Consider the following 25,823-nt stretch of genomic DNA (forward strand, 5'->3'; position numbering starts at 1 on the left):
AAGGGTTTTCGCCCCCGCCGCCCCTACCCGTCCCGTCCTCCAGGGGGCGCTGCCCCCTGGACCCCCGCTCCTCAAACGCCGGAGGGGCTGGATTTAGCCCGTCCGGCGTTTGAGGACGAGGCCGTTCAGGCCGAAGCGGGGGTCTGGGGGCGGCAGCCCCCAGGGGACGGGAATGGGTAGGGGCGGCGGGGGCGAAAACAACCCCCCGCACCCACCCGCTACTTCGCCCGCGTCAGCGACAGCAGGTCTCTCGCCGGGCCCACCGGGCGATGGCCCGTTGGCCAGACTGCTTTCAGGGCTCGGGCCAGGGAGATGTCTTCCACCGGGATGCTCACCAGGCGGCGCATGGAGAGCTCCTCGCGGACGGCCAGTTCGCTGAGGACCGCCGGGCCCGCGCCGCTCACCGCCGCCGCCTTCACCGCCGTAGTGGAGGAGAGCTCGATCAGGGGGCGGGCCAGTCCGCCCAGGGCCGTGTCCAGGACCTGGCGGGTGCCCGAGCCCTCCTCCCGGAGGATCAGCGGCGTCTCCGCCAGCTCCCGTGCCGCCAGCGGGCGACGACGGCGGGCCCAGGGATGGGCGGGTGCCGTCACCACGATCAGCCGGTCGTGGGCGACGACGACCGAGTCCAGCCCGGTCGGCACGGTCAGCCCCTCCACGAACCCCAGGTCCGCCTCGTCCGCCAGCAGCCGCTCCGCCACCGCGGCCGAGTTCCCCGCGAGCAGCGACACCGCCGTGTCCGGCCGCCCGGCGCGCAGCGCCAGCAGCCACCCGGGCAGCAGGTACTCCGCGATCGTCATGCTCGCCGCCACCCGCAGCCGCGAGTCCCGCCGGTCCCGCAACGCCTGCGCGCCCACGTCGAACGCCTCCGCCGCCTCCACGACCCGCCGCGCCCAGTCCGTCACCAGCGCCCCGGCGTCCGTCAGCCGCGAGCCCCGCGGCGAACGGTCCACGAGCGCCACGCCCAACTGCCGTTCCATCGACCGGATCCGGCTGCTGGCCGCGGGCTGCGTGATGCCCAGCTCACGCGCCGCCCCGCCGAGACTGCCCAGCCGCGCCACCGCCAGCAGCAGCTCCAGCGCGCCCAGGTCCGGCACCCGGTGCGCGAGCGAACCGGTCGGCCCCGCGTGATCCTCCATACTGCTCATAAACCCAGCTTATGTCCTCATAGAGACATGCTCCCTGGTGACGGCCCCGCCCCCGCGCGACCGTGGTCGCATGGTCACCGCCGCCCAGCCCCTCCCCCGTGCCACCGCCGTCCGTCACCTCGGACCGAACTGGTACGCCTCCGTCATGGGAACCGCCGTCGTCGCCACCGCGGGCGCGGCACTTCCCGGCAACCTCCCTCGGGCTCCCCTCGCCGCCGTCTGGGCTCTGTCCCTGACGCTGCTCGTCGTGCTCCTCTGCGCCCGCGCCCTGCACTGGGCCCACCATCGCGACCAGGCCCGCGCCCATCTGCTCGACCCCGCGATGGCTCCGTTCTACGGCTGTCTGTCCATGGCCCTGCTCGCCGTCGGCGGCGGTGCCGTCACCGTCGGACGGGACTGGATCGGCACCGAGGCCGCCGTGGCGCTGGACGTCGTGCTGTTCACCGCCGGTACGGCCGTGGGACTCGCCGCCGCCGTCGCCGTCCCGTATCTGATGGCCGTACGCCACCGGGTGGATCCCGCGCAGGCGACGCCCGTGTGGCTGCTGCCGCTCGTCGCGCCCATGGTGTCCGCCGCCCTCGGGCCGCTGCTCGTGCCGCATCTGCCGGCCGGGCAGGCCCAGGAGACGCTGCTGCTCGCCTGCTTCGCGATGTTCGGGCTGAGTCTGCTGGCGACCCTGCTGATGCTGCCGCTGGTCTTCGCCCGCCTGATCACCGCCGGACCGCTTCCGCTCGCGCTCACCCCGACCCTGTTCCTGGTGCTGGGGCCGCTCGGCCAGTCCACCACCGCCGTCGGCGCGTTCGCCGAGGTGGCCCCGGGTGTCGTACCGGCCCCGTACAGCCAGGGGTTCGACGTGCTGGCCGTGCTGTACGGCGTGCCGGTCATGGGGTTCGCGCTGCTGTGGTTCGGGCTGGCCACCGCCCATGTCGTGCGCGCCCGGCGGCAGGGCATGGGGTTCGCGATGACGTGGTGGGCGTTCACCTTCCCGGTCGGCACCTGTGTCACCGGCGCCGGGCAGCTGGCCCGCCACACCGGCCTCGCCGTCTACGACGGCCTCGCGATCGCCCTGTACGGCGTGCTCGTCGCCGCCTGGGTCACCGCCGCCGTGCACACCGCCCGCGGCGTGCTCAGCGGTGAGCTGCTCGCAGGGCCGCGCCCAGCACCCGTGGTGCCTCGGCCAGTGACGGCCCGTACCAGGTCAGGTGCCGTCCGCTGACCAGTGCGCAGGGCAGGCCGGGGAAGGCCTCGGGGCCGTCGTCGGGCGTGAAGCGGTAGGGCTCGTCCGGGAGGACGACGACGTCCGGGGCGGCTGCCCGCAGATCCTCCAGAGGGATGCGCGGATAGCGGTCCGGGTGCGCGGCGTGGACGTGGTCCACGCCCAGGCGGGCCAGCACGTCACCGGCGAAGGTGTCGCGGCCCAGCACCATCCAGGGGCGGCGCCAGATCGGGACGACGGCCGTCGTACGGCGTTCCGGCGGCGCCAGTGAGGACCAGGTCTCCTCCGCCTCGTCCAGCCAGCGCGGCCGTACCCGGACCCCGCACGCGGCCAGCACCCGCGCCAGCTCACCGAAGGCCTGCGGCACCTCGCGGATCTCCGTCACCAGCACCTCGACGCCGGCCGCCCGCAGCGCCGCGAGGTCGGGCGCGCGGTTCTCCTCCTCGTTGGCGATCACCAGGTCGGGGGCGAGTTCCACGATCCGCTCGACCTTGGGGTTCTTGGTGCCGCCCACCCGGGGCACGTCGAGGTCCGCCGGATGCGTGCACCAGTCCGTGGCGCCGGCCAGGACGCCGGGGGCGGAGACCGCGACGGCCTCCGTCAGGGACGGCACCAGGGAGACGACGCGCATCAGCGCGGCCGGTCCTGGACCGCCTCGATGTGCTCCGCAACGGCGACGACGACCACCCGGGTGTCGGGCACCGTGGCCCGCCAGCGGTGGCGCACCCCGCCGGTGAGGTACAGCGTGTCGCCGCGGCCGAGCCGGTAGGCGCGGCCCTCCGCCTCGATCTCCACGGCGCCGTCGGCGACGTACATCAACTGGTCGTTGCGGTACTGGAATTCACGGCCGGCCTCATGGCCTCCGGTGAACTCCGAGGCGTGCATCTGATGGTGACCGCGCACCAGGGAACGCGCCCGCGGTTCGGGGGTCGGCTCGATGCACTCGGCGCGTACGACATCGACGCTGCACGCCGGGTCGGCGGCGGCGAGCAGTTCGACGGCGGTGGTGCGCAGGGCGTCGGCGAGCTTCTCAAGGGAGCTTCTGCTGGGCCGGGCCCTGTCGTTCTCCACCTGGCTGAGGAAGGGCACCGACAGGCCGCTGCGCTCGGCCACGACGGCGAGGGTGAGCTCCAGTGCGCGGCGTCGCCGCCGCACGGCCGCGCCCACTCGAAGTGGCTGTTCTTTGTGGTCGCCCATCGCTCCGGCTCCCTCCTTCGCTCGTCGCCCGGTGACACATCTCCTGATGAGTTCTCTGCACCCTACGCATGTTCGGCAAACCGTTTCATGCGCCCGTCACATCGACGACACACGGCGGCGGGCAGGACCTCACAGTTCACGCCACCGCTGACCCCGGATCAGCCCGAGTCTGCCGTCCCCGGGTTCAATGCGCAGCCGGTTCCCGGTGTTCCCCGGGTGCCGGAAGCCCTGGTCGGGGCGGTGATGGGCGGCCGGCCACCCAGTTGGCCTGTTTTGTTCGGATACGCAGAAGGCGGGCGTCCGGCACCGTCAGGTGCGCCGGACGCCCGCCGGAACGGGGGTGCTACGCGGCGGGGGTCATCCGGTTCACCATGTCCGGGTGCTCCTCCAGCCAGGCGGCGACGGCCTCCTCCTCGTGCCCCTGGCCACGGTCCTTGATCTCCTGCTCAAGGGTGCCGAGCTCGTCCTCGCTCATTCTGAAGTTCTTGATCCACTTCGTGAGCTGCGGGTACTGCTCGGGGAACTCCTGGTTGGAGATCGTGCGGATGGTATTGCCCTCGCCGAAGAACTTCTGCGGGTCCTTCAGCTTGGTCAGCTCGTACTCGCTGTACGCCCAGTGCGGCGACCACAGCACGACGGCGATGGGCTCCTTCTTGGCGTAGGCCCGCTTGAGCTCGGCGAGCATGGCCGGGGTGGAGCCGTCGACGACCTCGTACTCGTCGTCGAGTCCGTACCCGGGCAGCACCTTGGTCTTGAGCAGGTTCATCTCGCCGGTGCCGGGCTCGATACCGACGATCTTCCCGTCGAAGGTGTCGGCCTTGCCCTTGAGGTCCTCCAGCGAGTCGATTCCCTTCACGTAGGAGGGCACGGCGACCTCCAGTGACGTCGGCTCGTACCAAGTACCCAGATCGTGGAGCTTGTCCTTGCTCTTGTCCCAGTAGTTCTGCTGGGCGTACGGCAGCCAGGCGTCGAAGTTGAGGTCCAGGTCGCCGGAGGCGAGGCCGGTGTAGACCGGGCCGACGTCCATCTGCTTGAGGTTCAGCCGGTAGCCGCGCCGCTCCAGGACGTTCTTCCACAGGTAGGTGACGGCGATGTCCTCGTCCCAGGGGAACCAGGCCACGTCCAGCGGCCGCTCGGCCTCGGCCGGGGTCCCGGTGTTCTGCACCGGGGCCAGCTCGTCGACGACACCGGGGTTGTCCTTCAGCCAGGCGCGCACGGCGTCCTGCTGCTTGCCCTTGCCGGCCTTGTTGATCTCCGACTCCAGGCCGGTGAGCTGCTCCTCGGTCATGGTGAAGTCCTTCAGCCACTGGCCGACGACCGGGTTCTCCTCGGCGAAGCCCTTGCGGGAGACGGTGTGCACCTCGTCGCCCGCGCCCCAGGCGCCCTTGGGGTCCTTGAGCTTCTTCAGCTTGTAGTCGCTGTACGCCCAGTGCGGCGACCAGAGCGTGACGACGATCGGCTCCTGCCGGTCGTAGGCGCGCTTGAGCTCGGCGAGCATGGCCGGGGTCGAGCTGTCGACGACCTTGTACTCCTTGTCCAGGCCGTACTCGCCGAGGACCTTGCTCTTGAGCAGGCTCATCATGCCGGCGCTGGACTCGATGCCGGTGATCTTCCCGTCGAACTGCGCGGCCTTGCCCTTGAGGTCGTCGAGGGAGTCGACGTCCTTCATGTAGGCGGGCACGCTCAGCTCAAGGGAGGTCGGGCCGTACCAGGAGCCCAGGTCGTCGAGGCGGTCCCCGTACTGCTTCCAGTACTGCTCGTGGGTCGTGGGCAGCCAGGCGTCCGTCTGGAAGTCGACGTCGCCCTGCGCGAGGGAGGTGTAGAGGGGGCCCGCGTCGAACTGCTTGGCCTCGACCTCGTAGCCGCGCTGCTCCAGGATCTCCTTCCAGAGGTAGGTGGAGGCGACGCCCTCGTCCCAGGGGATGTAGCCGATGCTGATCTTCTTGCCCTGGCCGACGTTCGTGCCGTCGGCCACCGGCTCGGCCTTGTCGCCGCCGCCGAAGATGCCCATGCCGCCCGCGACGAGCGCGAGGACGACGACGCCGACCACGGCGACGGAGGCCTTGGGGCGGTACGACCAGATGTTCAGGCCCCGGGCGGCGCGCAGCCGGGCGGCGGCGCGGCGGCCGAGCGGCGAGACCTGGGTGCCCAGCGCGCTGGTCATACGGTCCAGGTAGATCGCGAGGATCACGATGGCGATGCCGGCCTCGGCGCCGAGGCCGATGTTGAGCTGGCCGATGGCCTCGTTGACGTCGCCGCCCAGGCCGCCGGTGCCGACCATGCCGGCGATGGCCGCCATGGACAGGCCCAGCATGATGACCTGGTTGACGCCCGCCATGACGGTGGGCAGGGCCAGCGGGAGCTGGACGCGCAGCAGGGTGTCGCGCGGGGTGGTGCCGAAGGCCTCGGCGGCCTCGACCAGTTCCTCGTCGACCTGGCGGATGCCCAGCTCGGTCATGCGGACGCCCGGGGCGAGCGCGAAGACCAGGGTGGCGACGATGCCCGCGGCGGCGCCGCTGCCGAAGAAGAGGATGGCCGGGATGAGGTAGACCATCGCCGGCAGCGTCTGCATGAGGTCCAGGCCGGGCCGCACGATCGCGCTGACCCGGCTGGAGCGCGCCGCCCAGATGCCGACCGGCACCGAGATCACCAGCGCGATGACCGTGGCGACGAGGACCAGCGACAGGGTCACCATCGCGTCCTCCCACAGGTCGAGGGAGATCACGAAGGCGAAGCCCACGAAGGTGAGGGCTCCGGCGAGCGTGCCGCGCAGCCAGCAGGCGATCACGGCGAAGATGCCGGTGAGGAGGAGGGGCTCGGGGGCCTGGAGGACGGCGTCGACACCGTCGTAGGCGCCGCGGAAGACCTGCTCGAAGAAGTCGAACAGCCAGCCCATGTGGGTGGTGAGCCATTCGACCGCGTCGTTGACCCAGGAGCCGAACTCGATCCTAGGCATTGGCCGCCACCTCCCCGTCACCGAGGAAGCCGATCAGGCGCCTGTCGGGGACGACTCCGACGAGTTTGCGCTGGGCGTCGAGCACCGCCACGGGGTGCGTCAACCGGGCGCTGATCGCGCAGAGTTCGGCGAACGTCGTGTCGGGGGTCGCGGTCTCGCAGCCGCTCTCGCATCCGCAGTCGGCCTCGTCCCCGCGCACGTCCCGGTCCATGACGGAGGCCGCGGTCAGCACCCGGGAGCGGTCGACGTCCTGGGTGAAGGAGGCGACGTAGTCGTCGGCGGGGCGGACGAGGATGTCCTCCGCGGTGCCGATCTGGACGATGCGGCCGTCGCGCATGACGGCGATGCGGTCGCCCAGGCGCATGGCCTCGTTGAGGTCGTGGGTGATGAAGACGATCGTCTTCTTCAGCTTGGTCTGGAGTTCGAGGAGCTGGTCCTGCATGTCGCGGCGGATCAGCGGGTCCAGCGCGCTGAAGGACTCGTCCATCAGCAGCAGGTCGGCGTCGGTGGCGAGCGCGCGGGCGAGGCCGACGCGCTGCTGCATACCGCCGGACAGCTCGTCCGGCCAGGACTTCTCCCAGCCCTTGAGGCCGCACAGCTCCAGGGCCGTGGTGGCCCGCTCGATGCGCTCGGCCTTGGCCACGCCCTGCACCTCCAGGCCGTACGCCGCGTTCTCGACGACGCTGCGGTGCGGGAAGAGCGCGAAGTGCTGGAAGACCATGCTGATCTTCCTGGCGCGGACCTCGCGCAGGCCCCGGTCGCTGAGCGCGGTCAGGTCCTGGCCGTCGAAGCGGACCTGTCCGGCGGTGGGCTCCAGGAGCCCGTTGAGCATGCGCAGCAGCGTGGACTTGCCGGAGCCGGACAGGCCCATGACGACGAAGATCTGGCCCGGTTCCACGGTGAAGGAGGCGTCGATCACGGCGGCAGTGGTGCCGTCGGCGCGCAGCTCCTCCCGGTCGGCTCCGCCCCGGAGCCGCTCCACTGCCTCGTCTTCTCGTCTGCCGAACACCTTGTAGAGATGTTCGGCCTCTAGTCTCGCTGACACACGTACCTCTTGTTTCGGGGACAAGGAAAACGGAGCGAGCCGCGCAACAGTTGAATGCGCAAGCGACATCGCTCCGAGGCGCGCCTGCCCTTGTTCCCCGGGCACAAACGGACAAGTGGTCCAGCTCACAGCAAGTGCGCATGACGCAACCTGTTGCGGTGATACGCCCTTGTCAGTGGTGTACGGCATGATGCATGGCGTGACCGGACGACTGATGCTCCTCGACACCGCCTCGCTCTATTTCCGCGCCTATTTCGGCGTGCCGGAGTCCGTGAAGGCCCCCGACGGCACACCGGTGAACGCCGTGCGCGGGCTGCTGGAATTCATCGACCGCCTGGTGAAGGACCACCGCCCGGACGCGCTGGTGGCCTGCATGGACGCCGACTGGCGCCCGCAGTGGCGGGTGGACCTCATCCCCTCCTACAAGGCGCACCGGGTCGCCGAGGAGCACGAGGCCGGGCCGGACGAGGAGGAGGTGCCGGACACGCTCTCCCCGCAGGTGCCCGTCATCGAGGCCGTCCTCGACGCGCTCGGCATCGCACGGGTGGGGGTCGAGGGGTACGAGGCGGACGACGTGATCGGCACGTACACCGCGCGGGCCAAGGGCCCCGTGGACATCGTCACCGGGGACCGCGACCTGTACCAGCTGGTGGACGACGCGCGCGGGATCCGGGTGCTGTACCCGCTCAAGGGCGTGGGCACGCTCCAGCTCACCGACGAGGCGTGGCTGCGCGAGAAGTACGGCGTGGACGGCCGCGGGTACGCGGATCTGGCGCTGCTGCGCGGCGACCCCAGCGACGGCCTGCCGGGCGTGCCGGGCATCGGCGAGAAGACGGCCGCGAAGCTGCTGGCCGAGTTCGGCGACCTGGCGGGGATCATGGCCGCGGTGGACGATCCCAAGTCGAAGCTCACCCCCTCGCAGCGCAAGCGCCTGGACGAGTCGCGGCCCTATGTCGCCGTCGCGCCGACGGTCGTGCGGGTGGCCGCGGACGTCCCGGTCCCGGAGGTGGACACCGCCCTGCCGCGCGCCCCGCGCGATCCGGCGGCGGTGCGGGAGCTGGCGGAGCGCTGGGGTCTGGGCGGTTCGCTTCAGCGCCTGCTCACGACGTTGACCGTGTGAAATACGATTCCCGGTGGGAATGGTGTTCCCCATCGAGTGAATGAGGTTCGGTGGGCAGGGAATTCGTCCCTTAAATTCTCCTTCACGCACTTTGCCGGGGGAGGCAATTGGCAGGGGGAGGTGCTAACTTAGGTAAGCCTAAGCTTGGAGAGAGGGAGGCCGTCATGGCAGAACGCCCTGCCCGCAAGCCGCGGAAGCCGCATTCCGCGCAGGTCGTCCGTACCGAACGGCTGACCCCGCATATGCAGCGCGTGGTGCTCGGCGGTGACGGGCTCGCCGAATTCACGGCGGACACCTGCACCGATCACTATGTGAAGATCCTCTTTCCGGCCGAGGGTGCGACCTATCCCGAGCCCTTCGACATGGAGCGCATCCGCGAGGAGTTCCCGCGCGAGCAGTGGCCGGTGACCCGGACCTACACGGTGCGCGCCTGGGACCCCGAACACCGCGAGCTGACCGTGGACTTCGTGATCCACGGCGACGAGGGCCTGGCCGGCCCCTGGGCGCTGCGCGCCAAACCGGGCGAGACCGTGCGGTTCATGGGCCCCGGCGGCGCCTACGCCCCCGACCAGGCCGCCGACTGGCACCTCCTCGTCGGCGACGAGAGCGCCCTGCCCGCGATCGCCCGCTCCCTGGAGGCGCTGCCCGCCGGGGCCACCGTTCACGCCTTTGTGGAGGTGGCGGGGCCGGAGGAGGAGCAGAAGATCGACTCCGATGTGGACGTGGTCTGGCTGCACCGCGGCGACCGCCCCGTCGGCGAGGCCCTGACCGCCGCAGTCCGGGCGCTGGACTTCCCCGAGGGCCGGCTGCACGCGTTCGTGCACGGCGAGGCGGCCTTCGTGAAGGAGCTGCGCCGGATGCTGCGGGTCGAGCGCCAGATTCCGCGCGAGGACCTGTCGATCTCCGGCTACTGGCGCCTGGGCCACAACGAGGACGGCTGGCAGGCGTCGAAGCGGGAGTGGAACGCGCGCATCGAGGCGGAGCAGGAGGGCACGCCCGCCGCGTGAGGCGTACGGACGCCGAGGGGCCCGCGCTGCTCGGCGCGGGCCTGTCCGCCGTCCACGCGGCGGGCGTGCCCTCCGCCCCCTACACCGACCTCTGGTACGAGCGGAACGTCCGGATCGACAGCCACACCGCCGCCACTGCCAGCGCCAGCAGCCCGCCGCCGCGCAGCAGCACTCCTCCCCAGTCCGGGTCGTCGGAGAGCGCCGAACGGCCCGCGACCATCGCCCAGTCGAGCGGGTTGACGTCGGCGACGTGCCGCATCCAGCCGGGCATCTGCGCGGGCGCCATGAACGCGCTGGACAGGAACGTCAGCGGCAGCAGCAGGAAGGTGTTGATGCCGATGATCGACTCCCGCTCCCGCACTAGCATGCCGAGCGCGTTGGACAGCGCCCCGAAGACCGTGCCGAGCAGGACCGAGGCGACGACGAGGACGGTGACGCCGGCGATGCCGCCCGGGTAGTCGGCGCCGCCCAGCAGACCGAGCAGCACGATGATCACCGACTGGGCGGCGGTGACCAGGCCGTTGTGGACGACGTTGCCGTTCATCAGCGCGGCCCGGCTGACCGGGGTGGTCAGAAAGCGGTCCAGGGTGCCGCGCTGGATCTCGTCGAGGGTGCCCATCCCGGCCCACATGCTGGCGCCCAGCGCGCTCATCACCACCACGCCCGGGACGAGGTAGTCGAGGTAGGACGTCGTGCCGAAGCCGCCGAGCTCGACGACCTCCCGGAAGAGACTGCCGAACAGGAACAGCCAGATCACCGGCTGGATCAGGGTGATGATCGCGTACGCGGGCTGCCGTACGAACACCATGAGTTGACGCTGCGTCATGTACCAGGTCTGGGTGACGGCCGTGCTCATCGCGCACCTCCGGCGGAGACCAGCGTCGCGGCGGCGGTGTCGGCGTCCGTGTAACGGCGGCCCGCGTGGCGCAGATAGACGTCGTCGAGGGACGGGCGGGCGACGGTCGTGCTGGCGACGCCGACGCCGGCGCGGTCGAGCGCGGCCAGCAGGGCCGGGACCGCGGCGGACCCGTCGTCGACGCGGACGCTGATCCGGCGCCCGTCGACCAGCACCTCGTGCAGCCCGGACAGTGCGCCCAGGGAGCTCTGAAGGAGCGTACGGCCACTCTCGCCGACCGGTTCGCGCAGCTCCACGTGGACGGCGTCACCGCGGAGTTCGCCCTTGAGGGCGTCCGGGCTGCCCGCCACGACGACCCGGCCGCGGTCCACGATCGCGATGCGCTCGGCCAGCCGGTCGGCCTCCTCCAGATAGTGCGTGGTGAGCAGGATGGTCAGGCCCTCCTCGCCGGCGAGCCGCGCGATCTCGTCCCACATCGCCGTGCGGGCCTCCGGGTCGAGGCCGGTGGTGGGCTCGTCGAGGAAGAGCACCTCGGGGCGGTGCACCAGACCGAGGGCCACGTCGAGGCGGCGCCGCATGCCTCCGGAGTAGTTCTTGACGGGACGACGGGCGGCGTCGGCGAGCGTGAAGCGCTCCAGCAGCTCGTCCACGCGCCGGTCGAGGGCGGCGCCCTTCATGCCGTAGAGCCTGCCCTGGAGCCGGAGGTTGTCGCGGCCGGTGGCGACGGGGTCGGCGCCGGAGTTCTGGGCGACCACACCGATGGCGCGGCGGACCCGGTCGGGGTGGCGCAGGACGTCGTGGCCGGCGACGGTGGCCGTGCCGGAGTCCGGGCGGGCCAGCGTGGTGAGGATCTTGACGGTGGTGGACTTGCCGGCGCCGTTCGGGCCGAGCAGGCCGAAGACGGTGCCGGGTTCGACGGTGAGGTCCATGCCGCGCAGGGCGGTGACTTCACCGGGATAGGTCTTGGTCAGCTGGAGCGCCTGCACTGCGGGCGCACGGGTGTGCATCACGACTGCTCTCCTCGGTGAGCGGATGACGAAAGATCCGCGTGAGGAGCGCCGGGCTATCCTGGGTGTGCCGCACCTCGATCGCCCGGTCTGCCTCACGGCGGATTCGGTTCGGGGTTCGAGACCCCGGCGGAGCTGCTCCAACAGCCCTGCCGGGGTCTCTCTCATTCGGTGAACTCGGCCGGCAGCTCCCCCGTTTCATGGAAGTGCCGCCAGGTGTCGACACCGGGCAGCGAGCCCTCCCTGATCTCCGCGAGGAAACCCCGGACCCACTGCGCCTGCGCCTCGACCATGTGCAGCTGGTACTCGACCTCGACGAGGAAGAGCCTCGGCAGCGTCTCGTACAGCTTCTGCAGCGCCCCCCGGCCGCTGGCGACCTGGATCTCCAGGGTGCTCAGCCGTGTCTCCAGCAGGCGGGCCACCTCCTCGGGGGGCAGCGCCGCCATCAGCGAGAGCGCCGTCTCGAAGATCGGGTACTCCTTCGCCGGGATGGCGATCAGGTCGGACAGCCACTCGGCCATCTCCTCGCGCCCGGCGTCGGTGAGCCCGTAGACCGTGCGCTCGGGGCGGTTGCCCTGGCGCTCCACTCCGGTCACCTCGACGAAGCCGTGCTTCTCCAGGTTCTGCACGACCGTGTAGAGCGAGCCGTAGTTGGTCTTCGTGCTGGCGTCCTTGCCCTGGCTGCGCAGGGTCTGGGCGATCTCGTACGGATGCATCGGCTTCTGCAGGAGCGTCGTCATCACGGCGAGCGCCAGCGGATTGCTGAGCTTGCGGCGCTTCCTTGCCGCCATCACGACCACCTCGCTTCCGAATATCCGTAGCCGAACATATCGCGAGAGTGCGGGCACGTCAATGGACACGATGTATCGCGATCGACGACCGGCCGGATGGGCGTGAGGGCTTGGGACCACCTCGGACACTCCGCCGTGACGCCGCTGAAACCGGCCGTCCCTAATTTCTGTCGCCCGACAGGAATTCTGCGCCGAAGGCAGGTGCCGCAGTGACCCCGAACGCCCCCTCCGCCGACCGCTCACCGGATCCCGACGACCGCTCCCTCGCCCAGTTCGGCTACCGCCAGGAACTGCACCGCAGCCTGGGCCGGTACGCCTCGTTCGCCGCCGGTTTCTCGTTCATCTCCGTCCTGACGACCGTCTTCCAGTTCTTCGCCATCGGCTACTTCTTCGGCGGCCCCGTCTTCTTCTGGGCCTGGCCGGCGGTGCTGGCCGGCCAGCTCCTGGTGGCCGCCTGCTTCGCCGAACTGGCCGCCCGCTACCCGATCTCCGGCGCCATCTACCAGTGGTCCTCGCGCCTTTCGACCCCGGCCTTCGGCTGGTTCGCCGGATGGATCATGGTGATCGGGCAGATCGTGGTCGTCGCGGCGGCGGCACTGGCCCTGCAGATGGTGCTCCCGGCGATCTGGTCGGGCTTCCAGCTGATCGGCACCGACCCGGCGCCGACCTCGGCCGACGGCGCCGCCAACGCGGCCCTCCTCGGCGTGTTCCTGCTGGTGCTGACCACGCTGGTGAACCTCCTGGACAACCGGGTGATGTCCGTGGTCAACCGGGTCGGCGTCACCGCCGAGATCATCGGCGCGGTCCTCATCGTCGTCCTGCTGCTCACCCACTCCGAGCGCTCCCCCGGCATCACCTTCCACACCGACGGCGCCGCACAGTCCGGGCTGCTGGGCGCGCTGCTGGTGGGCTCGTTCACGGCGGCGTACGTGATGATCGGCTTCGACAGCGCGGGCGAGATGAGCGAGGAGACGCACCATCCGCGGCGCACCGCGCCGCGCACGATCCTCACCGCACTCGCCGCGGCCGGTCTGCTGGGCGGCCTGATCGTCCTCGGCGGACTGCTCGCCGCGCCCAGCCTCACCGACGGCCGGCTCGCCGTCGACGGCCTGAGCTACGTCCTGACCAGCAGCCTCGGCGACGGCGTGGGCCGGCTGCTGCTCGCCGACGTGGTGGTGGCGATCGCAGTGGCCACCCTCGCCATCCAGACGGCGGCCTGCCGGATGCTGTTCTCCATGGCCCGCGACGGACAGCTGCCGTTCGCCAAGAGCCTCGCCCGGGTCAACCCGCGCACCGGCATGCCGAGCACCCCCGCCGTGGTGGTCGGCGCCCTCGCGGCGGCCCTGCTGCTGCTCAACTTCGCCTCCCCCGAGGCGTTCCTGGCCATCGGCACCACCTGCATCGTGATGCTGTACCTCGCCTACGCGATGGTCACCGGCCCCCTGCTGGTGACCCGACTGCGCGGCCGCTTCACCACCGAGGGCACCGACGAGACAGGCGCCCCGCTGTTCTCCCTCGGCCGCTGGGGCGTCCCCGTCAACGCGCTGGCCCTGCTGTACGGCCTGGTCATGACCGTCAACCTGGCCTGGCCGCGGGCGGCGGTGTACGACCCGGCGGGCGGGCACTGGTACTTCCAGTGGTTCACGGTGCTGTTCCTGGCCGTCACGCTCGCGATCGGGCTGGCCTTCCGGGCGTATCGCCGGCGCACGACGGTCCCGGCCGCCGTCGGGGAGGCGGCGGAGGCAGAGCCGGCGACCGTCTGACCGAGCGGCGGTGCGACGGGGCCGGTGACCGTCCGGCGCGGCCGTACCCTTGATCGTGATGAGACGCAGGAACCCGCCACCGCCCGCTCCCCTGCCCCAGCGGCAGGGGGTCGACGCGGTGCGGGTCCGGCTGCCGTTCGAGGGGCCGTGGGCCACGGTGCGCGAGCATCTGGTGGAGCGGCTCTCGGCGGGCGACGGTGTTGTCGACGAGATGTTCGCAGCGGGGCTGTTCGTCGGGGCGGACGGGCGGGCGGTGGCCGCCGACGCGGCGTATGTGCCGGGCATGTTCGTGTGGTTCCACCGGGAGCTGCCGGCCGAGGTGCCGGTGCCGTTCCCGCTGGAGGTCGTGCACCGGGACGCGCACATCGTCGTCGTCGACAAGCCGCACTTCCTGGCCACCATCCCGCGCGGCAGCCATGTCACCGAGACCGCGCTGGCCCGGCTGCGCCGTGAGCTCGACCTGCCGGCGCTCGGCGCCGCCCACCGGCTGGACCGGCTCACCGCAGGTCTTGTGCTGTTCACGGTGCGGCCCGAGGAGCGGGGCGCCTACCAGACGCTGTTCCGCGACAAGCGGGTGCACAAGGAGTACGAGGCGGTCGCGCCGTACGACGCCGCGCTGGCGTTGCCGCGGACCGTGCGCAGCCGGATCGTGAAGGAGCGCGGCGAACTGGCCGCCCGTGAGGTGGCGGGCGAGCCGAACGCGGTCAGCCGGGTGGAGCTCGTCGAGCACCGCGGTGACGGGCTCGGGCGGTACCGGCTGCTGCCCGCCACGGGGCAGACGCATCAGCTGCGGGTCCATATGAACGCGCTCGGCGTGCCGATCCTCGGCGATCCGCTCTATCCGGTGGTGGCCGACCCCGTGCCGGCCGGTGACTTCCGGCGGCCGCTGCAACTGCTGGCGCGGGCGCTGGAGTTCACCGATCCGGTCACGGGGGCGGAGCACCGGTTCCGCAGCGGGCGGGTGCTCGGGGCCTGGGCGTCGTACGACACCTGGGCCGGCCGTCCGTAGCGGCGACCGTCAGTAGCCGCGCCACCAGCGCACGAAGCGACGCCAGGCGCCGAGGCGGGGGGCCGGTTCGGGCTGCGGTGCGGGCACCGGGGCAGCGACCGGCTGGGGTTGGGGCACGCTCTGGGGCTGTACCGGCTCCGGCGGCAGGCTACTGACGCGCCAGGCGGGGCGCTGCGGCGGGACAGGGGCGTGGCTCGGCTTGGCCAGTACGTCCTGCTGGGGCTTGGGCGCGAACCGGACCGGCAGTTCCACCAGGTGCCGTGAGGCGATCGACTGCCGCCAGGCCAACTCTTCCTCGTCGCAGTCGAGTTGGACGTCCGGCAGCCGCATCAGCAGGGCGTCGACCCCGGTGTCGGCGATGCCACGGGCGATGTCCTGGCCGGGGCATTCGTGCGGGCCGCCGCCGAAGGCGAGATGGGAGCGGTTGCCCTGCATGTTGGCGGACAGGTCCGGCCGTACCCGCGGGTCGACATTGCCCGGCGCGATCCCGAACAGCAGTCCGTCGCCCTTGCGGATGCGCTGGCCGCCCAACTCCGTGTCCTGCTTGGCGTAGTAGGCGAAGACCGTGCTGAACGGCGGCTCGTTCCACAGGGACTGCTCGACCGCCTCCGGCACGGTCATCTGGCCGCCCTTGAGCTGGGCGCGGAAGCCCGGTTCGGTGAGGACCATGCGCAGGACGTTGGCGATGAGGTTGGCGGTGGCCTCGTAGGCCGCCATCAGGACGACCCACAGGTGCTTGGTGATCTCGTCGTCGGTGAGCCGGGCCGGGTGGGCCATGAGCTGGCTGGTGAAGTCGTCGGAGGGCTCCGACCGGCGGCGCTCGGTGAGCCGTTGCAGGGCGCTCATCACGTAGGCGTGGCTGGCGATGGCCGTCTCGGTGCCGTGCAGCATGTCCCGGGTGGCCTGCACGATGCGGTCGTTGTACTCCTCGGGCATGCCGAGGATCTCGCACATCACGGCCATCGGCAGATGCTCGGCGAACTGGCTGACCAGGTCGGCCTCGCCCTGTTCGCAGAACTGGTTGACCAGGCGCTGGGTGTAGCGGTTGATGTGCCGCCGGATGTTGCGGTGGTCGATGGTCGACATGGCGCCGGTGACCGCGCCGCGCAGCCGCAGGTGCTCGTCGCCCTCGGCGTAGGAGCAGATGGGTTCCCACGCGATGTGCGGCATCAGCGGGTGGTCGGGTTTGACCATGCCCTCCAGCAGCGGGTTCCAGATGCGGCTGTCCCGGCAGAACTGCGAGGGCGTGCGGAGCATGTGCAGGTTCTCGGTGTGGCCGAGGACCACCCACATCGGCACGTCGTCGTGGAGCAGGACCGGCGCCACCGGGCCGTGCTCGTCGCGCAGTTGCTCGTACAGGTCGCTCAGGTCCTCCGCCTCGGGACCGTAGAGCCGGCGCAGGCCGCCGGGCCCGAGGCCGTGGGCGGGGCAGCCGGGCGGCGGATCGAGCCGCGGGTCGTCCGTGCCGGTCGAGGGGTGGGTTTCAGGCGTCACGTGGTCGCTCCGAAGTGGATCCGGTGTCTTTGGAGTTCGGGTCGGATACTCGGTCAGGTGAGGGCGCCCGTCATGGCGAGCGAGTGCAGGAAGCGCATCAGGGTCATGAGGGTGTCCCGGCTGGAGGCGCGGCGGCGGGCGTCGCAGTCCACGATGGGGATCTCCGGCGGCAGGTCGAGCGCCTGCCGCAGCTCGTCGACGGGGTAACGGGGCGCGTCCGGGAAGGAGTTGACGGCGACCACGAACGGCACGCCGCGTTCCTCCAGGCGCCCTATGACGTCGAAGCTGACCTCCAGCCGTCGGGTGTCGATGAGCACGACGGCGCCGAGCGCGCCCTCGAACAGGCCGTTCCACAGGAACCAGAAGCGTTCCTGGCCGGGGGTGCCGAAGAGGTAGAGGACCAGCTTCTCGGTGATGCTGATGCGGCCGAAGTCCATGGCGACGGTGGTGGCCGTCTTGGTGTCGGAGCCGTAGTTGTCGTCGACGCCGACGCCGGCCTGCGTCATGGTCTCCTCGGTGGTCAGCGGTCTGATCTCGCTGACCGAGCCGACCATGGTGGTCTTGCCGACACCGAAACCGCCGACGATCACGATCTTCACCGCGGCCTGCGCCGTGTGGGGCAGTTGGTCCTCGGTCCGTGGTCCCGGGATGGTGTCAGAGCTTTTGAAGTCCATGCATCACCGCTTCGAGGAGGGAACGGTCGGCGATCGACTGCCGGACGATCGGCTTGCGCGCCGTCACCAGTTCGGCCGCCAGCATCTCGGTGAGCACAACGGTCACCACGCTGAACGGGAGGTTGAGGTAGGCGGACAGCTCGGCCACCGACAGCGGGGCCGTGCAGAGCCGGAGCAGCGCCGCCTGCTCGGGCGTGGCGGAGGGCGGTGAGTCGGCGCCCGCCACGATTAAGGTGACCAGGTCGAGGTCCGCGCGCACCTGTCCGTCGGCTCCGCCGACCACGAACAGCCGCTCGGGGTTCTTTCCCTGTCCCTCCTGGGGGGGCTTCGGGGCCGGGGGTGGCTTGGGATAGCGCCTCTGGCGTTGCGGAGGAGTCATACGGCCTGCCCGTTGCGCCGGGGCGGACTGGTGAGGTGGGGTCCGATCCGGTCCACCAGGTCGCGCATGCGGTTGCTCATCAGGCCGGGCTCGGCGAACGTGTCGGAGAGCACCGCGAGATAGGCATTGGGGCCCGCGGCCATCAGATAGAAGTAGCCGCGGTTGATCTCGATGATGACCAGCTTCATCTTCCCGTCGCTGTCCGGGATTTCGTGGGCGACGGCGCTCGCCAGGCTCTGCAGGCCCGCGCAGGCCGCGGCGACCCGGTCGGCGGCGTCGGGGTCGCCGCCGTGGCGGGCGATGCGCAGGCCGTCGGCGGAGAGCACCACGATCATCTCGATGCCGGGTACGCCGTCGGCGAGATCCCTGAGCATCCAGTCGAAGTTGGCTCGCTGCTGGATCACTTGAGGTCCCCCTCGTCTTCGGCCGGGGCGTGGGCCGGGTCGGTGGTCGGCTGGGTGAATGCGTTGGGGTCGGGGTCGCGCTTGAGGCCCTCCCAGAAGGCCTCCACCCAGAGCCCGGGCGGGGTGTCGTCCTCGTCCTTCTTCGGCTCGGGCACGGCGTCGGGGTCGCCCCACACCGGCTTCTCCCCGCGGGCGATGGCCTCCCGGTCGGCGCGCTCGATGGCGGCCTGTTCGGCGAGCCGCTCGCTGAGCGGGGTCTTGACCCGACTGCGGCGCTGGGGCAGCCCGTTGGCGGTCCACTCGGTGACCACGGGGACGTCGTCCTCCATGGAGACGGAGGCGGGGATGCGCGGGCTGGTGGGGCGGCGGGTCTTGGGCTTGCGCTTGGGGCCTTCGAGCGCGCCGAGGTCCACCTTGGGCTCGGCGGCGGCGCCGATGCCGTGGGCCAGACCGACGCCCGGTTCGGTGGTGATCATCTCGCGCGGCACGATCAGGACGGCGCGGACGCCGCCGTATGCCGAACTGCGCAGCGAGACCTGCATGTTGAAGGCCGTGCACAGGCGGCCCACGACGGCCAGGCCGAGGCGCGGGGAGACGCCGAGCTCCTGGAGGTCGACGCCGGCCTTGGCCTGCTCCAGCATGTTCTCGACCCGGGCGCGGGCCTCCTCGCTGAGGCTGACGCCGGCGTCCTCGATCTCGATGGCGACGCCGGTCTGCACCTCGGTGGCGGTGACGTGCACCTTGGCCTGAGGCGGGGAGTAGCGGGTGGCGTTGTCGAGGAGTTCGGCCGCCGCGTGGATGACCGGCTCGACGGAGATGCCGCGGATGTTGACCTTGCAGATGTTGTCGAGCGAGATGCGCCGGTACTCAAGGATCCGGGACATCGCGCCGCGCAGCACGCTGTACAGGGCCACGGGCTCGGGCCACTGACGGCCGGGGCGGCCGCCGCCGAGGACGGAGATGGAGTCGGCGAGGCGGCCGATCAGCGCGGTGCCGTGGTCGATGCGCAGGAGGTCGTCGAAGACCTCGGGGTTGCGGCCGTGGTCCTCCTCCATCTCCCGCAGTTCGTTGTTCTGCTGGTGGACGATCGCCTGCACCCGGCGGGCGACGTTGACGAAGGAGCGCTGGGCGGAGTCCCGCAGGGCTTCCTCGTGGTCGATGATGTCGAGCACCGTCCGGATGACCGTGAGATGCGCCTTGGGCAGGTCACGGTAGGAGGGGTCGATGTCACCGATGTGGTGAATCACCTCTCTGGGGGAATTCCCGCGCCGCATGTAGTCGATCGCGATCGGCACGATCTCCTTGGCCAGCCGCTGCAGCTCCTGCTCGTGGACGGCGATGCGCCGCTCCAGATACGCGGCGTGACGGGCGTGTTCCTCGCGGGCGTCACGCAGGGCGCGGCCACGGCGTACGGCTTCGGCTGCCGTCGCGATCACCAGCAGCGTGGCAACGGCGCCGCACCAGCCGACGGCCGCCCGGGCCGGCGCCGTGACGACGGCGACGGCGGCTCCGGTCGCCGCGGCCATCACTATGGCGGGCAGCAACAGCACGCGTGCATAAGGGAGTTCGCGGCGTCGGGGCTGAGAGGCGGGAGGGGGTTGAACACTCACCATGTGGGCCCTCTGAAACGAATCGGCTGGGAGTCGGGGGAGCTTGCAGGGGGGTACGTCATGGAACGTTCTGGATCTAAGGGAGTTCTGGGAACAAGCGCACGAATACGCCTCAACTCGGTGCGCTGCGGGCGAGCTTAGTCCCAGCGGATCAACGCCGTGTCATATTCAGCAAGCACCTGAAATGGCCCTCGCGACAGGAGTACGCTCTGCTCCATTTGCACGCTGAGGCCTCATTCGCACACGGTGCGTCACGGCGCACAGACGCACGAAACCCACTCACCGTGACGAGTGAACGGCCGCTTCCGCTACGCCGGCTCAGGCCCCGGCGATGCGCAGCGCCGCGTCGGCCGTGGCCTCGGCGAACACCGCGACGGGCCGCTCGGGATCGGAACGGCGGACCAGGATGACGCCCTCGATCAGCCCGAAGACCAGATCCGTCCGCAGATCGAGCTCACTCTTGGCCAGCGCCCCGCCCGCCGCGGTCGCGGCGATCAACTGCCGGTAGGCGTCCTTGAGTTCGGCCCGCACGGCATGGAACCCGGCGAACCCCTCGGCGCGCACCTCGGGCAGCAGATAGAGCACGCCGAGGTTGTGCTCCCCACCGCAGAGCAGCTCCACGTCCGCCCGGCACAGCTCCCACAGCCGCCTCTCGGCCGACGCCGTGTCATCGGCGAGGAGCTCGCGGGCGTACGCCAGCGAGGGCGTGACGGTGGACTCCAGCAGCTCGGCGAGCAGCTCCTCCTTGCCGGAGACGTAGTGGTACATGGACGCCTGCCGCATGCCGGCCCGCTCGGCCACGGCCCGGGTGGTGGTGGCCGCGTAGCCGCGGGTGGTGAACAACTCGGCGGCGGCGGCCAGGAGTTCGGCGCGGGGCTCCAGGCCGGTGTCCGGCCGCTGCGCGGCACGGGGCCTGCCGACACGCCGCCCACCTGTGGTTCCCATACCGCCGATCCTCGCACACGGCCCCGCCGGGGACGCCGTACGAGCCTGCGGGCGGGTGGGGGTACGCGCAGGCAGCCGCGGGCGGGGGCGCGCGCAGGCAGCCGCCGGCGTGAGGCGTCGGTAACCGCCGGGCAATGCCCGGGCAATCCCCCCGACCCACCCCCCGCCTAATTTCTGTCGGGCGACAGAAATAGCGATCACCCCCACCCGGAGGTCCCGCGATGGCGACAGCCACCACATACGGAGCCCGTGCCCATGCGCGCGCACAGGAGGGCGCACGGGCCGACGCCATGCCCGTCGTACCGGCCGCCGCCTGGCCGGCCCCGCCCTGCGAGGCGGGCCACCTGGTGTGGGCCGAGACCGTTGCGGGCGGCAACTACACGCACCGCGTCCTGGCCCGAGGCACGGAGCTGCGCCTGACCGACCTCCACGGCGACGCCTGCGCGCACCTCCTCCTCCACGCGGACGGCCGCCCCTGGGAGCGGCTGAACGTCGCCGACACAGTGAAGGTCCAGTGGAACGCCTACCTCGGCGAGGGCGTCCTCCTCCTGTCCGACCAGGGCCGCGTCCTCGCCTCCGTCGTCGCCGACACCTCCGGCCGCCACGACGCGCTGTGCGGCACCTCCACCCTCGTACGCAACACGGAGCGCTACGGCGACGGCACCCCCCACTCCCCCTCCCCCGCCGGCCGCGAACTCTTCAAGCTGGCCGCCGCCAAGAACGGCCTCGAACCCCGCGACCTGCCCCCCTCGCTCTCCTTCTTCCAGGGCGTGGAGATCCGCGACGACGGCACCCTCGACTTCACCGGCTCGACCGGCCCCGGCGGCAGCGTCACGCTCCGCGCCGAGCAGGACGTCACCGTCCTCGTCGCCAATGTGCCCCACCCGTCCGACCCCCGCCCCGAGTACGTCAGCACCCCGCTGGAGGTGCTCGCCTGGCGCGCGGAAGCCACCCGGCCGGGCGACCCCCTGTGGGAGGCCACCCCCGAAGGCCGCCGCGCCTTCCTCAACACCGCCGAATTCCTCGCCGCGAGGGGGCCCGTATGAAGACCGTCGTTCCCGCCCGAGCGGCCTGGTCGTCCGTGGTCCGCAAGGGCGAGACGCTCACCGTCACCGACCTGCACGGCAACCAGGCCGTCGACTTCCTCGTCTACGACGCCCACGACACGGCGGTCCGCTACAGCGCGCCCGACACGATCCACGCCCAGGGCGGCATCTTCCTCACCACGGGCAGCGTGCTCCTGTCCAACGAGCACACCCCGCTGATGACCGTCGTCGCCGACGAGGTCGGCCGCCATGACACGGTCGGCGGCGCCTGCTCCAAGGAGTCCAACACCCTGCGCTACGGCCACCACACCTGGTCGCAGCACGCGTGCGTGGACAACTTCCTCGCCGAGGGCGCCAGGTACGGCCTGGGCAAACGCGACCTGGTCTCCAACATCAACTGGTACATGAACGTGCCGGTGGAGAAGGACGGCACCCTCGGCATCGTCGACGGCATCTCCGCCCCGGGCCGCTCGCTGGCCCTGCGTGCCGAGCGCGACGTCCTCGTCCTCGTCTCCAACTGCCCCCAGATCAACAACCCTTGCAACGGCTTCGAGCCGACGGCCGTGCAGATGACGATCACCGGGGCGGGCGCATGAGCTTCGACACCGTGCTCGTCGCCAACCGGGGCGAGATCGCCGTCCGCGTGATCCGCACGGCCCGCGAACTCGGCCTGCGCACGGTCGCCGTGTACTCCGACGCCGACCGCTCCGCCCCGCACGTCCGGCTCGCCGACGAGGCGGTGCGGCTGGGTCCGGCGCCCGCGAAGGAGTCGTATCTGGACGCCGACCTGGTGCTGAAGGCGGCCAAGGACACCGGCGCGGGGGCGATCCACCCCGGCTACGGGTTCCTGTCCGAGGACGCGGCCTTCGCACGGCGGTGCGAGGACGCCGGGATCGTGTTCGTCGGTCCCACGCCCGAGCAGCTGGAGCTGTTCGGCGCCAAGCACACCGCGCGGGCGGCGGCCCGGGCGGCGGGGGTGCAACTCGCCCCCGGGACAGGGCTGCTGGCCTCGCTCACCGAGGCCCTGGAGGCCGCGGACGCCATCGGCTACCCGGTCATGCTCAAGGCGACCGGCGGTGGCGGCGGCATCGGCATGTCGGCCTGCCGGTCCGCCGGGGAACTGACCGAGGCCTGGGAACGGGTGCAGCGGGTGGCCGCCGCCTCCTTCTCCTTGGCCGGGGTGTTCCTTGAGCGGCTCGTCGAGCGCGCCCGCCATGTCGAGGTGCAGGTCTTCGGCGACGGCGAGGGCCGGGTCGTCACCTTCGGCGACCGTGACTGCTCCCTCCAGCGCCGCAACCAGAAGGTACTGGAGGAGGCCCCCGCACCGGACCTCCCCGACCGCGTACGGCAGCAACTTGCCACCAGCGCCCGCGACTTGTGCGCCTCGGTCGGCTACCGCTCCGCCGGAACCGTCGAGTTCGTCTACGACGCCGCCCGCGAGGAGGCCTGCTTCCTGGAGGTCAACACCCGGCTCCAGGTGGAACATCCGGTCACCGAGGAGATCTACGGCGTCGACCTCGTCGCCTGGATGCTGCGGCTGGCCCGGGGCGAGCGGGACGTCGTGCGCGAGCCGGGCGCACCGCGCGGCCACGCCGTGGAGGCACGGCTGTACGCCGAGGACCCCAGCCGCGGACACCGGCCGAGCGCGGGCCTGCTGACCCGGGTCGAGTACCCGCACGGGGTGCGCGTGGACGGCTGGGTGGAGACCGGGACGGAGGTGACGACGTCGTACGACCCGATGCTGGCGAAGGTCATCGCCTACGGCCCCGATCGCGCGCATGCGCTGGAGCGGCTCGGCGAGGCGCTGGAGCGCACCCGCATCGACGGCATCGAGACCAACCTGGGCCTGGTGCGGGCGGCGCTGACCGACTCCCGTGTCCGGTCGGCCACCCACTCGACAGCGACCCTCGCGACCGTCGCCGACCCGACGCCGCGCATCGAGGTCGTCGCCGCCGGCACCCTCACCACCGTGCAGGACTGGCCGGGCCGCACCGGCTACTGGCAGGTCGGCGTGCCCCCGAGCGGCCCCATGGACGACCGGTCCTTCCGGCTCGGCAACCGGGCGCTCGCCAACCCGGAGGGTGCGCCCGGGCTCGAATGCACCCTCCAAGGGCCGACGTTGAGGTTCACGCACGCCACGACCGTCTGTGTGACCGGCGCCGAGGCCCCCGTCACCGTCGACGGCACTCCGGTCGAGCAGTGGGTGCCCGTGACCGTGCCCGCGGGCGCGGTGCTGGAGGTCGGCGCGCCCTCCGAGCACGGGCTGCGGACGTACGTCCTGTTCGCGGGCGGCCTCGACGTGCCGGCCTTCCTCGGCAGCGCGAGCACGTTCACGCTGGGCCGCTTCGGCGGGCACGGAGGACGGGCACTGCGGACGGGCGACGTGCTGCACGGAGGAGGCCGGGTCGACGGAACGCCCGTCGAAAACCGCCCGTCCCACACCTCGGCCTGGCGCATCGGTGCCGTCGAAGGCCCGCACGCCGCCCCGGAGTTCTTCACCGAGGACGACATCCGCGAGTTCTACGCGGCCGAGTGGAAGGTGCACTTCAACTCGGCGCGCACCGGCGTCCGGCTGGTCGGGCCGAAGCCGCGCTGGGCCCGCTCCGACGGCGGGGAGGCGGGCCTGCACCCGTCCAACATCCATGACACCCCGTACTCCGTCGGCGCCGTCGACTACACGGGCGACATGCCGGTGCTGCTCGGCCCGGACGGGCCCTCGCTCGGCGGGTTCGTGTGCCCGGCGACGGTGCTCAGCACCGAGCGCTGGAAGCTGGGGCAGCTGCGGCCCGGGGACACGGTGCGGTTCGTGCCGGTGGACGTGACCGGCCGGGACCGCGAAGTGATCGTCGACGGCGGGGTGCTGGCACGGGACGGCGATGTGACGTTCCGCCGCAGCGGGGACGACAACCTGCTGGTGGAGTTCGGGCCCATGCAGCTCGATCTCGGGCTGCGGATGCGGGTGCACGCCCTGATGGAAGCGGTGGCCGAGGCCTGCCTCGACGGGGTCACCGACCTCACCCCGGGCATCCGCTCGCTCCAGGTCCAGGCCGACCCCCAACGCCTCCCCCAGCACGAACTCCTCGCCGCGGTAAGGGAAATGGTGGCCTCGCTGCCGCCCACCGGCGAGCTGGTCGTCCCGTCCCGGACCGTGCACCTCCCGCTGTCCTGGGACGACCCCGCCACCCGTGAGGCGATCGCCCGGTACATGGCGGGCGTCCGCGACGACGCGCCCTGGTGCCCGTGGAACATCGAGTTCATCCGCCGGGTCAACGGACTCCGGTCGGTGGAAGACGTCTACCGCACGGTCTTCGACGCGGAGTATCTGGTGCTCGGCCTGGGCGATGTGTACCTGGGCGCTCCGGTCGCCACTCCCCTCGACCCGCGCCACCGCCTCGTGACGACCAAGTACAACCCGGCCCGCACCTGGACGGCGGAGAACTCGGTGGGTATCGGCGGCGCGTATCTGTGCGTCTACGGCATGGAGGGGCCCGGCGGCTACCAGTTCGTGGGCCGGACGACCCAGGTGTGGTCGCCCTGGCGACAGCGGGGTGCGTTCGAGCCGGGGTCGCCCTGGCTGCTGCGCTTCTTCGACCGGATCAGGTGGTATCCGGTGGACGCGGACGAACTCACCGAGCTGCGGGCGGACATCATTTCCGGGCGGTTCGTGCCGCGGGTGGAGGAGGGCACCTTCTCGCTCGCCGAGCACGAGGCCTTCCTCGCCGAACACGCCGAGTCCGTCGCGGAGTTCCGGGTCCGGCAGCGGGCCGCCTTCGCGGCGGAGCGGGACGCGTGGGAGGCGGCGGGCGAGTTCGCGCGGGCCGAGGCGGCGACGGCGCCGGCCGCCCCACCTGCCGAGGTGGCCGTACCGCCGGGCGGGCGGCTGGTGGAGGCCGAGTTCGCGGCCTCCGTGTGGCAGGTGAACGTCGAGCCTGGTGACGAGGTGGCGGCGGGGCAGCCGCTGCTCGCCCTGGAGGCGATGAAGATGGAGTCCAGGGTGCACGCGCCGGCCGACGGTGTGGTCGCACGGATCCTGGCCAGGCCCGGCGACCAGGTGGAGGCGGGCACGGCGCTGGTCGTGCTGGCTCCAGCGGCGCGCTGACGCTCCGCCGGGTGGGCCGTGGGGTGCCGTCGGTCGGGTGCGGCTCCGTCGTGACTGGTC

Annotated in this window: 22 protein-coding genes; 8 read left to right on the forward strand and 14 right to left on the reverse strand. The window is 71.5% G+C overall.

Going from position 1 to position 25,823, the window contains the following annotated elements:
- Window positions 1-218: 218 nt before the first annotated feature.
- Complete coding sequence (locus tag AB0Q90_RS25395; RefSeq protein ID WP_363160789.1) at window positions 219-1,145, reverse strand: LysR family transcriptional regulator; 927 nt, start codon at window positions 1,143-1,145, stop codon at window positions 219-221.
- 70 nt (window positions 1,146-1,215) lie between these two features.
- Between AB0Q90_RS25395 and AB0Q90_RS25400 the strand changes: the two genes are divergently transcribed.
- Complete coding sequence (locus AB0Q90_RS25400) at window positions 1,216-2,361, forward strand: TDT family transporter (protein WP_363160790.1); 1,146 nt, start codon at window positions 1,216-1,218, stop codon at window positions 2,359-2,361.
- Here AB0Q90_RS25400 and AB0Q90_RS25405 read toward each other — a convergent pair.
- From AB0Q90_RS25405 to AB0Q90_RS25420, 4 genes are all read right to left on the reverse strand, one after another.
- Window positions 2,273-2,992: a helical backbone metal receptor gene (locus AB0Q90_RS25405; RefSeq protein ID WP_363160791.1), complete on the reverse strand. Its 720-nt coding sequence runs from the start codon at window positions 2,990-2,992 to the stop codon at window positions 2,273-2,275. The genes AB0Q90_RS25400 and AB0Q90_RS25405 overlap by 89 nt on opposite strands.
- The gene (locus tag AB0Q90_RS25410) at window positions 2,992-3,558 is read right to left on the reverse strand and encodes an XRE family transcriptional regulator (protein WP_363160792.1); all 567 of its coding nucleotides are present in this window, start codon (window positions 3,556-3,558) and stop codon (window positions 2,992-2,994) included. Before AB0Q90_RS25410 ends, AB0Q90_RS25405 begins: the two co-directional genes overlap by 1 nt.
- 343 nt (window positions 3,559-3,901) lie before the next feature.
- Window positions 3,902-6,514: an ABC transporter permease/substrate binding protein gene (locus AB0Q90_RS25415; protein ID WP_363160793.1), complete on the reverse strand. Its 2,613-nt coding sequence runs from the start codon at window positions 6,512-6,514 to the stop codon at window positions 3,902-3,904.
- On the reverse strand, window positions 6,507-7,559 hold the full coding sequence (locus AB0Q90_RS25420; RefSeq protein ID WP_363160794.1) for a betaine/proline/choline family ABC transporter ATP-binding protein: 1,053 nt from the start codon (window positions 7,557-7,559) through the stop codon (window positions 6,507-6,509). Before AB0Q90_RS25420 ends, AB0Q90_RS25415 begins: the two co-directional genes overlap by 8 nt.
- A gap of 190 nt (window positions 7,560-7,749) precedes the next feature.
- Between AB0Q90_RS25420 and AB0Q90_RS25425 the strand changes: the two genes are divergently transcribed.
- Both AB0Q90_RS25425 and AB0Q90_RS25430 read left to right on the forward strand, forming a co-directional pair.
- Window positions 7,750-8,679, forward strand: a complete 930-nt coding sequence (locus AB0Q90_RS25425; RefSeq protein WP_363160923.1) for a 5'-3' exonuclease — start codon at window positions 7,750-7,752, stop codon at window positions 8,677-8,679.
- Window positions 8,680-8,843: 164 nt separating this feature from the next.
- A complete protein-coding gene (locus AB0Q90_RS25430; RefSeq protein ID WP_363160795.1) occupies window positions 8,844-9,686 on the forward strand; it encodes a siderophore-interacting protein in 843 nt (280 codons plus the stop codon).
- Between the two features lie 79 nt (window positions 9,687-9,765).
- On the opposite strand, the gene AB0Q90_RS25435 is transcribed toward AB0Q90_RS25430, so the two are convergent.
- From AB0Q90_RS25435 to AB0Q90_RS25445, 3 genes are all read right to left on the reverse strand, one after another.
- Window positions 9,766-10,542, reverse strand: a complete 777-nt coding sequence (locus tag AB0Q90_RS25435; RefSeq protein WP_363160796.1) for an ABC transporter permease — start codon at window positions 10,540-10,542, stop codon at window positions 9,766-9,768.
- Window positions 10,539-11,549 carry an ATP-binding cassette domain-containing protein gene (locus tag AB0Q90_RS25440; RefSeq protein ID WP_363160924.1) on the reverse strand — a complete coding sequence of 337 codons (1,011 nt, stop codon included), beginning with the start codon at window positions 11,547-11,549 and terminating at the stop codon, window positions 10,539-10,541. Before AB0Q90_RS25440 ends, AB0Q90_RS25435 begins: the two co-directional genes overlap by 4 nt.
- Before the next feature lie 164 nt (window positions 11,550-11,713).
- Window positions 11,714-12,340: a PadR family transcriptional regulator gene (locus tag AB0Q90_RS25445; protein WP_363160797.1), complete on the reverse strand. Its 627-nt coding sequence runs from the start codon at window positions 12,338-12,340 to the stop codon at window positions 11,714-11,716.
- 209 nt (window positions 12,341-12,549) lie between these two features.
- Between AB0Q90_RS25445 and AB0Q90_RS25450 the strand changes: the two genes are divergently transcribed.
- On the forward strand, window positions 12,550-14,103 hold the full coding sequence (locus AB0Q90_RS25450; protein WP_363160798.1) for an amino acid permease: 1,554 nt from the start codon (window positions 12,550-12,552) through the stop codon (window positions 14,101-14,103).
- Between the two features lie 58 nt (window positions 14,104-14,161).
- The gene (locus AB0Q90_RS25455; RefSeq protein WP_363160799.1) at window positions 14,162-15,112 is read left to right on the forward strand and encodes an RluA family pseudouridine synthase; all 951 of its coding nucleotides are present in this window, start codon (window positions 14,162-14,164) and stop codon (window positions 15,110-15,112) included.
- Between the two features lie 9 nt (window positions 15,113-15,121).
- Here the strand turns inward: AB0Q90_RS25455 and AB0Q90_RS25460 are convergent, their stop codons facing one another.
- From AB0Q90_RS25460 to AB0Q90_RS25485, 6 genes are all read right to left on the reverse strand, one after another.
- Window positions 15,122-16,606, reverse strand: coding sequence for a cytochrome P450 (locus AB0Q90_RS25460; RefSeq protein WP_363160800.1), 1,485 nt, complete (start codon window positions 16,604-16,606; stop codon window positions 15,122-15,124).
- A gap of 53 nt (window positions 16,607-16,659) precedes the next feature.
- Window positions 16,660-17,280, reverse strand: coding sequence for an ATP/GTP-binding protein (locus AB0Q90_RS25465; RefSeq protein WP_363160801.1), 621 nt, complete (start codon window positions 17,278-17,280; stop codon window positions 16,660-16,662).
- Window positions 17,261-17,659 carry a DUF742 domain-containing protein gene (locus AB0Q90_RS25470; RefSeq protein WP_363160802.1) on the reverse strand — a complete coding sequence of 133 codons (399 nt, stop codon included), beginning with the start codon at window positions 17,657-17,659 and terminating at the stop codon, window positions 17,261-17,263. Before AB0Q90_RS25470 ends, AB0Q90_RS25465 begins: the two co-directional genes overlap by 20 nt.
- Entirely contained in the window at window positions 17,656-18,063 is a 408-nt protein-coding gene (locus tag AB0Q90_RS25475; protein WP_363160803.1) for a roadblock/LC7 domain-containing protein, read from the reverse strand. The genes AB0Q90_RS25470 and AB0Q90_RS25475 overlap by 4 nt, the downstream gene beginning before the upstream one ends.
- Entirely contained in the window at window positions 18,060-19,676 is a 1,617-nt protein-coding gene (locus tag AB0Q90_RS25480) for an ATP-binding protein (RefSeq protein ID WP_363160804.1), read from the reverse strand. The genes AB0Q90_RS25475 and AB0Q90_RS25480 overlap by 4 nt, the downstream gene beginning before the upstream one ends.
- A 315-nt stretch (window positions 19,677-19,991) precedes the next feature.
- Complete coding sequence (locus AB0Q90_RS25485) at window positions 19,992-20,618, reverse strand: helix-turn-helix domain-containing protein (protein ID WP_363160805.1); 627 nt, start codon at window positions 20,616-20,618, stop codon at window positions 19,992-19,994.
- 221 nt (window positions 20,619-20,839) lie between these two features.
- Between AB0Q90_RS25485 and AB0Q90_RS25490 the strand changes: the two genes are divergently transcribed.
- The 3 genes from AB0Q90_RS25490 to AB0Q90_RS25500 are packed head-to-tail and all read left to right on the forward strand — an operon-like array spanning window position 20,840 to window position 25,763.
- Entirely contained in the window at window positions 20,840-21,664 is an 825-nt protein-coding gene (locus tag AB0Q90_RS25490) for an urea amidolyase associated protein UAAP1 (RefSeq protein WP_363160806.1), read from the forward strand.
- Window positions 21,661-22,260, forward strand: coding sequence for an urea amidolyase associated protein UAAP2 (locus AB0Q90_RS25495; protein ID WP_363160807.1), 600 nt, complete (start codon window positions 21,661-21,663; stop codon window positions 22,258-22,260). The genes AB0Q90_RS25490 and AB0Q90_RS25495 overlap by 4 nt, the downstream gene beginning before the upstream one ends.
- Complete coding sequence (locus AB0Q90_RS25500; protein ID WP_363160808.1) at window positions 22,257-25,763, forward strand: 5-oxoprolinase/urea amidolyase family protein; 3,507 nt, start codon at window positions 22,257-22,259, stop codon at window positions 25,761-25,763. The genes AB0Q90_RS25495 and AB0Q90_RS25500 overlap by 4 nt, the downstream gene beginning before the upstream one ends.
- Window positions 25,764-25,823 lie beyond the last annotated feature (60 nt).

The organism is Streptomyces sp. NPDC079141, assembly GCF_040686775.1.
Taxonomy (GTDB): domain Bacteria; phylum Actinomycetota; class Actinomycetes; order Streptomycetales; family Streptomycetaceae; genus Streptomyces.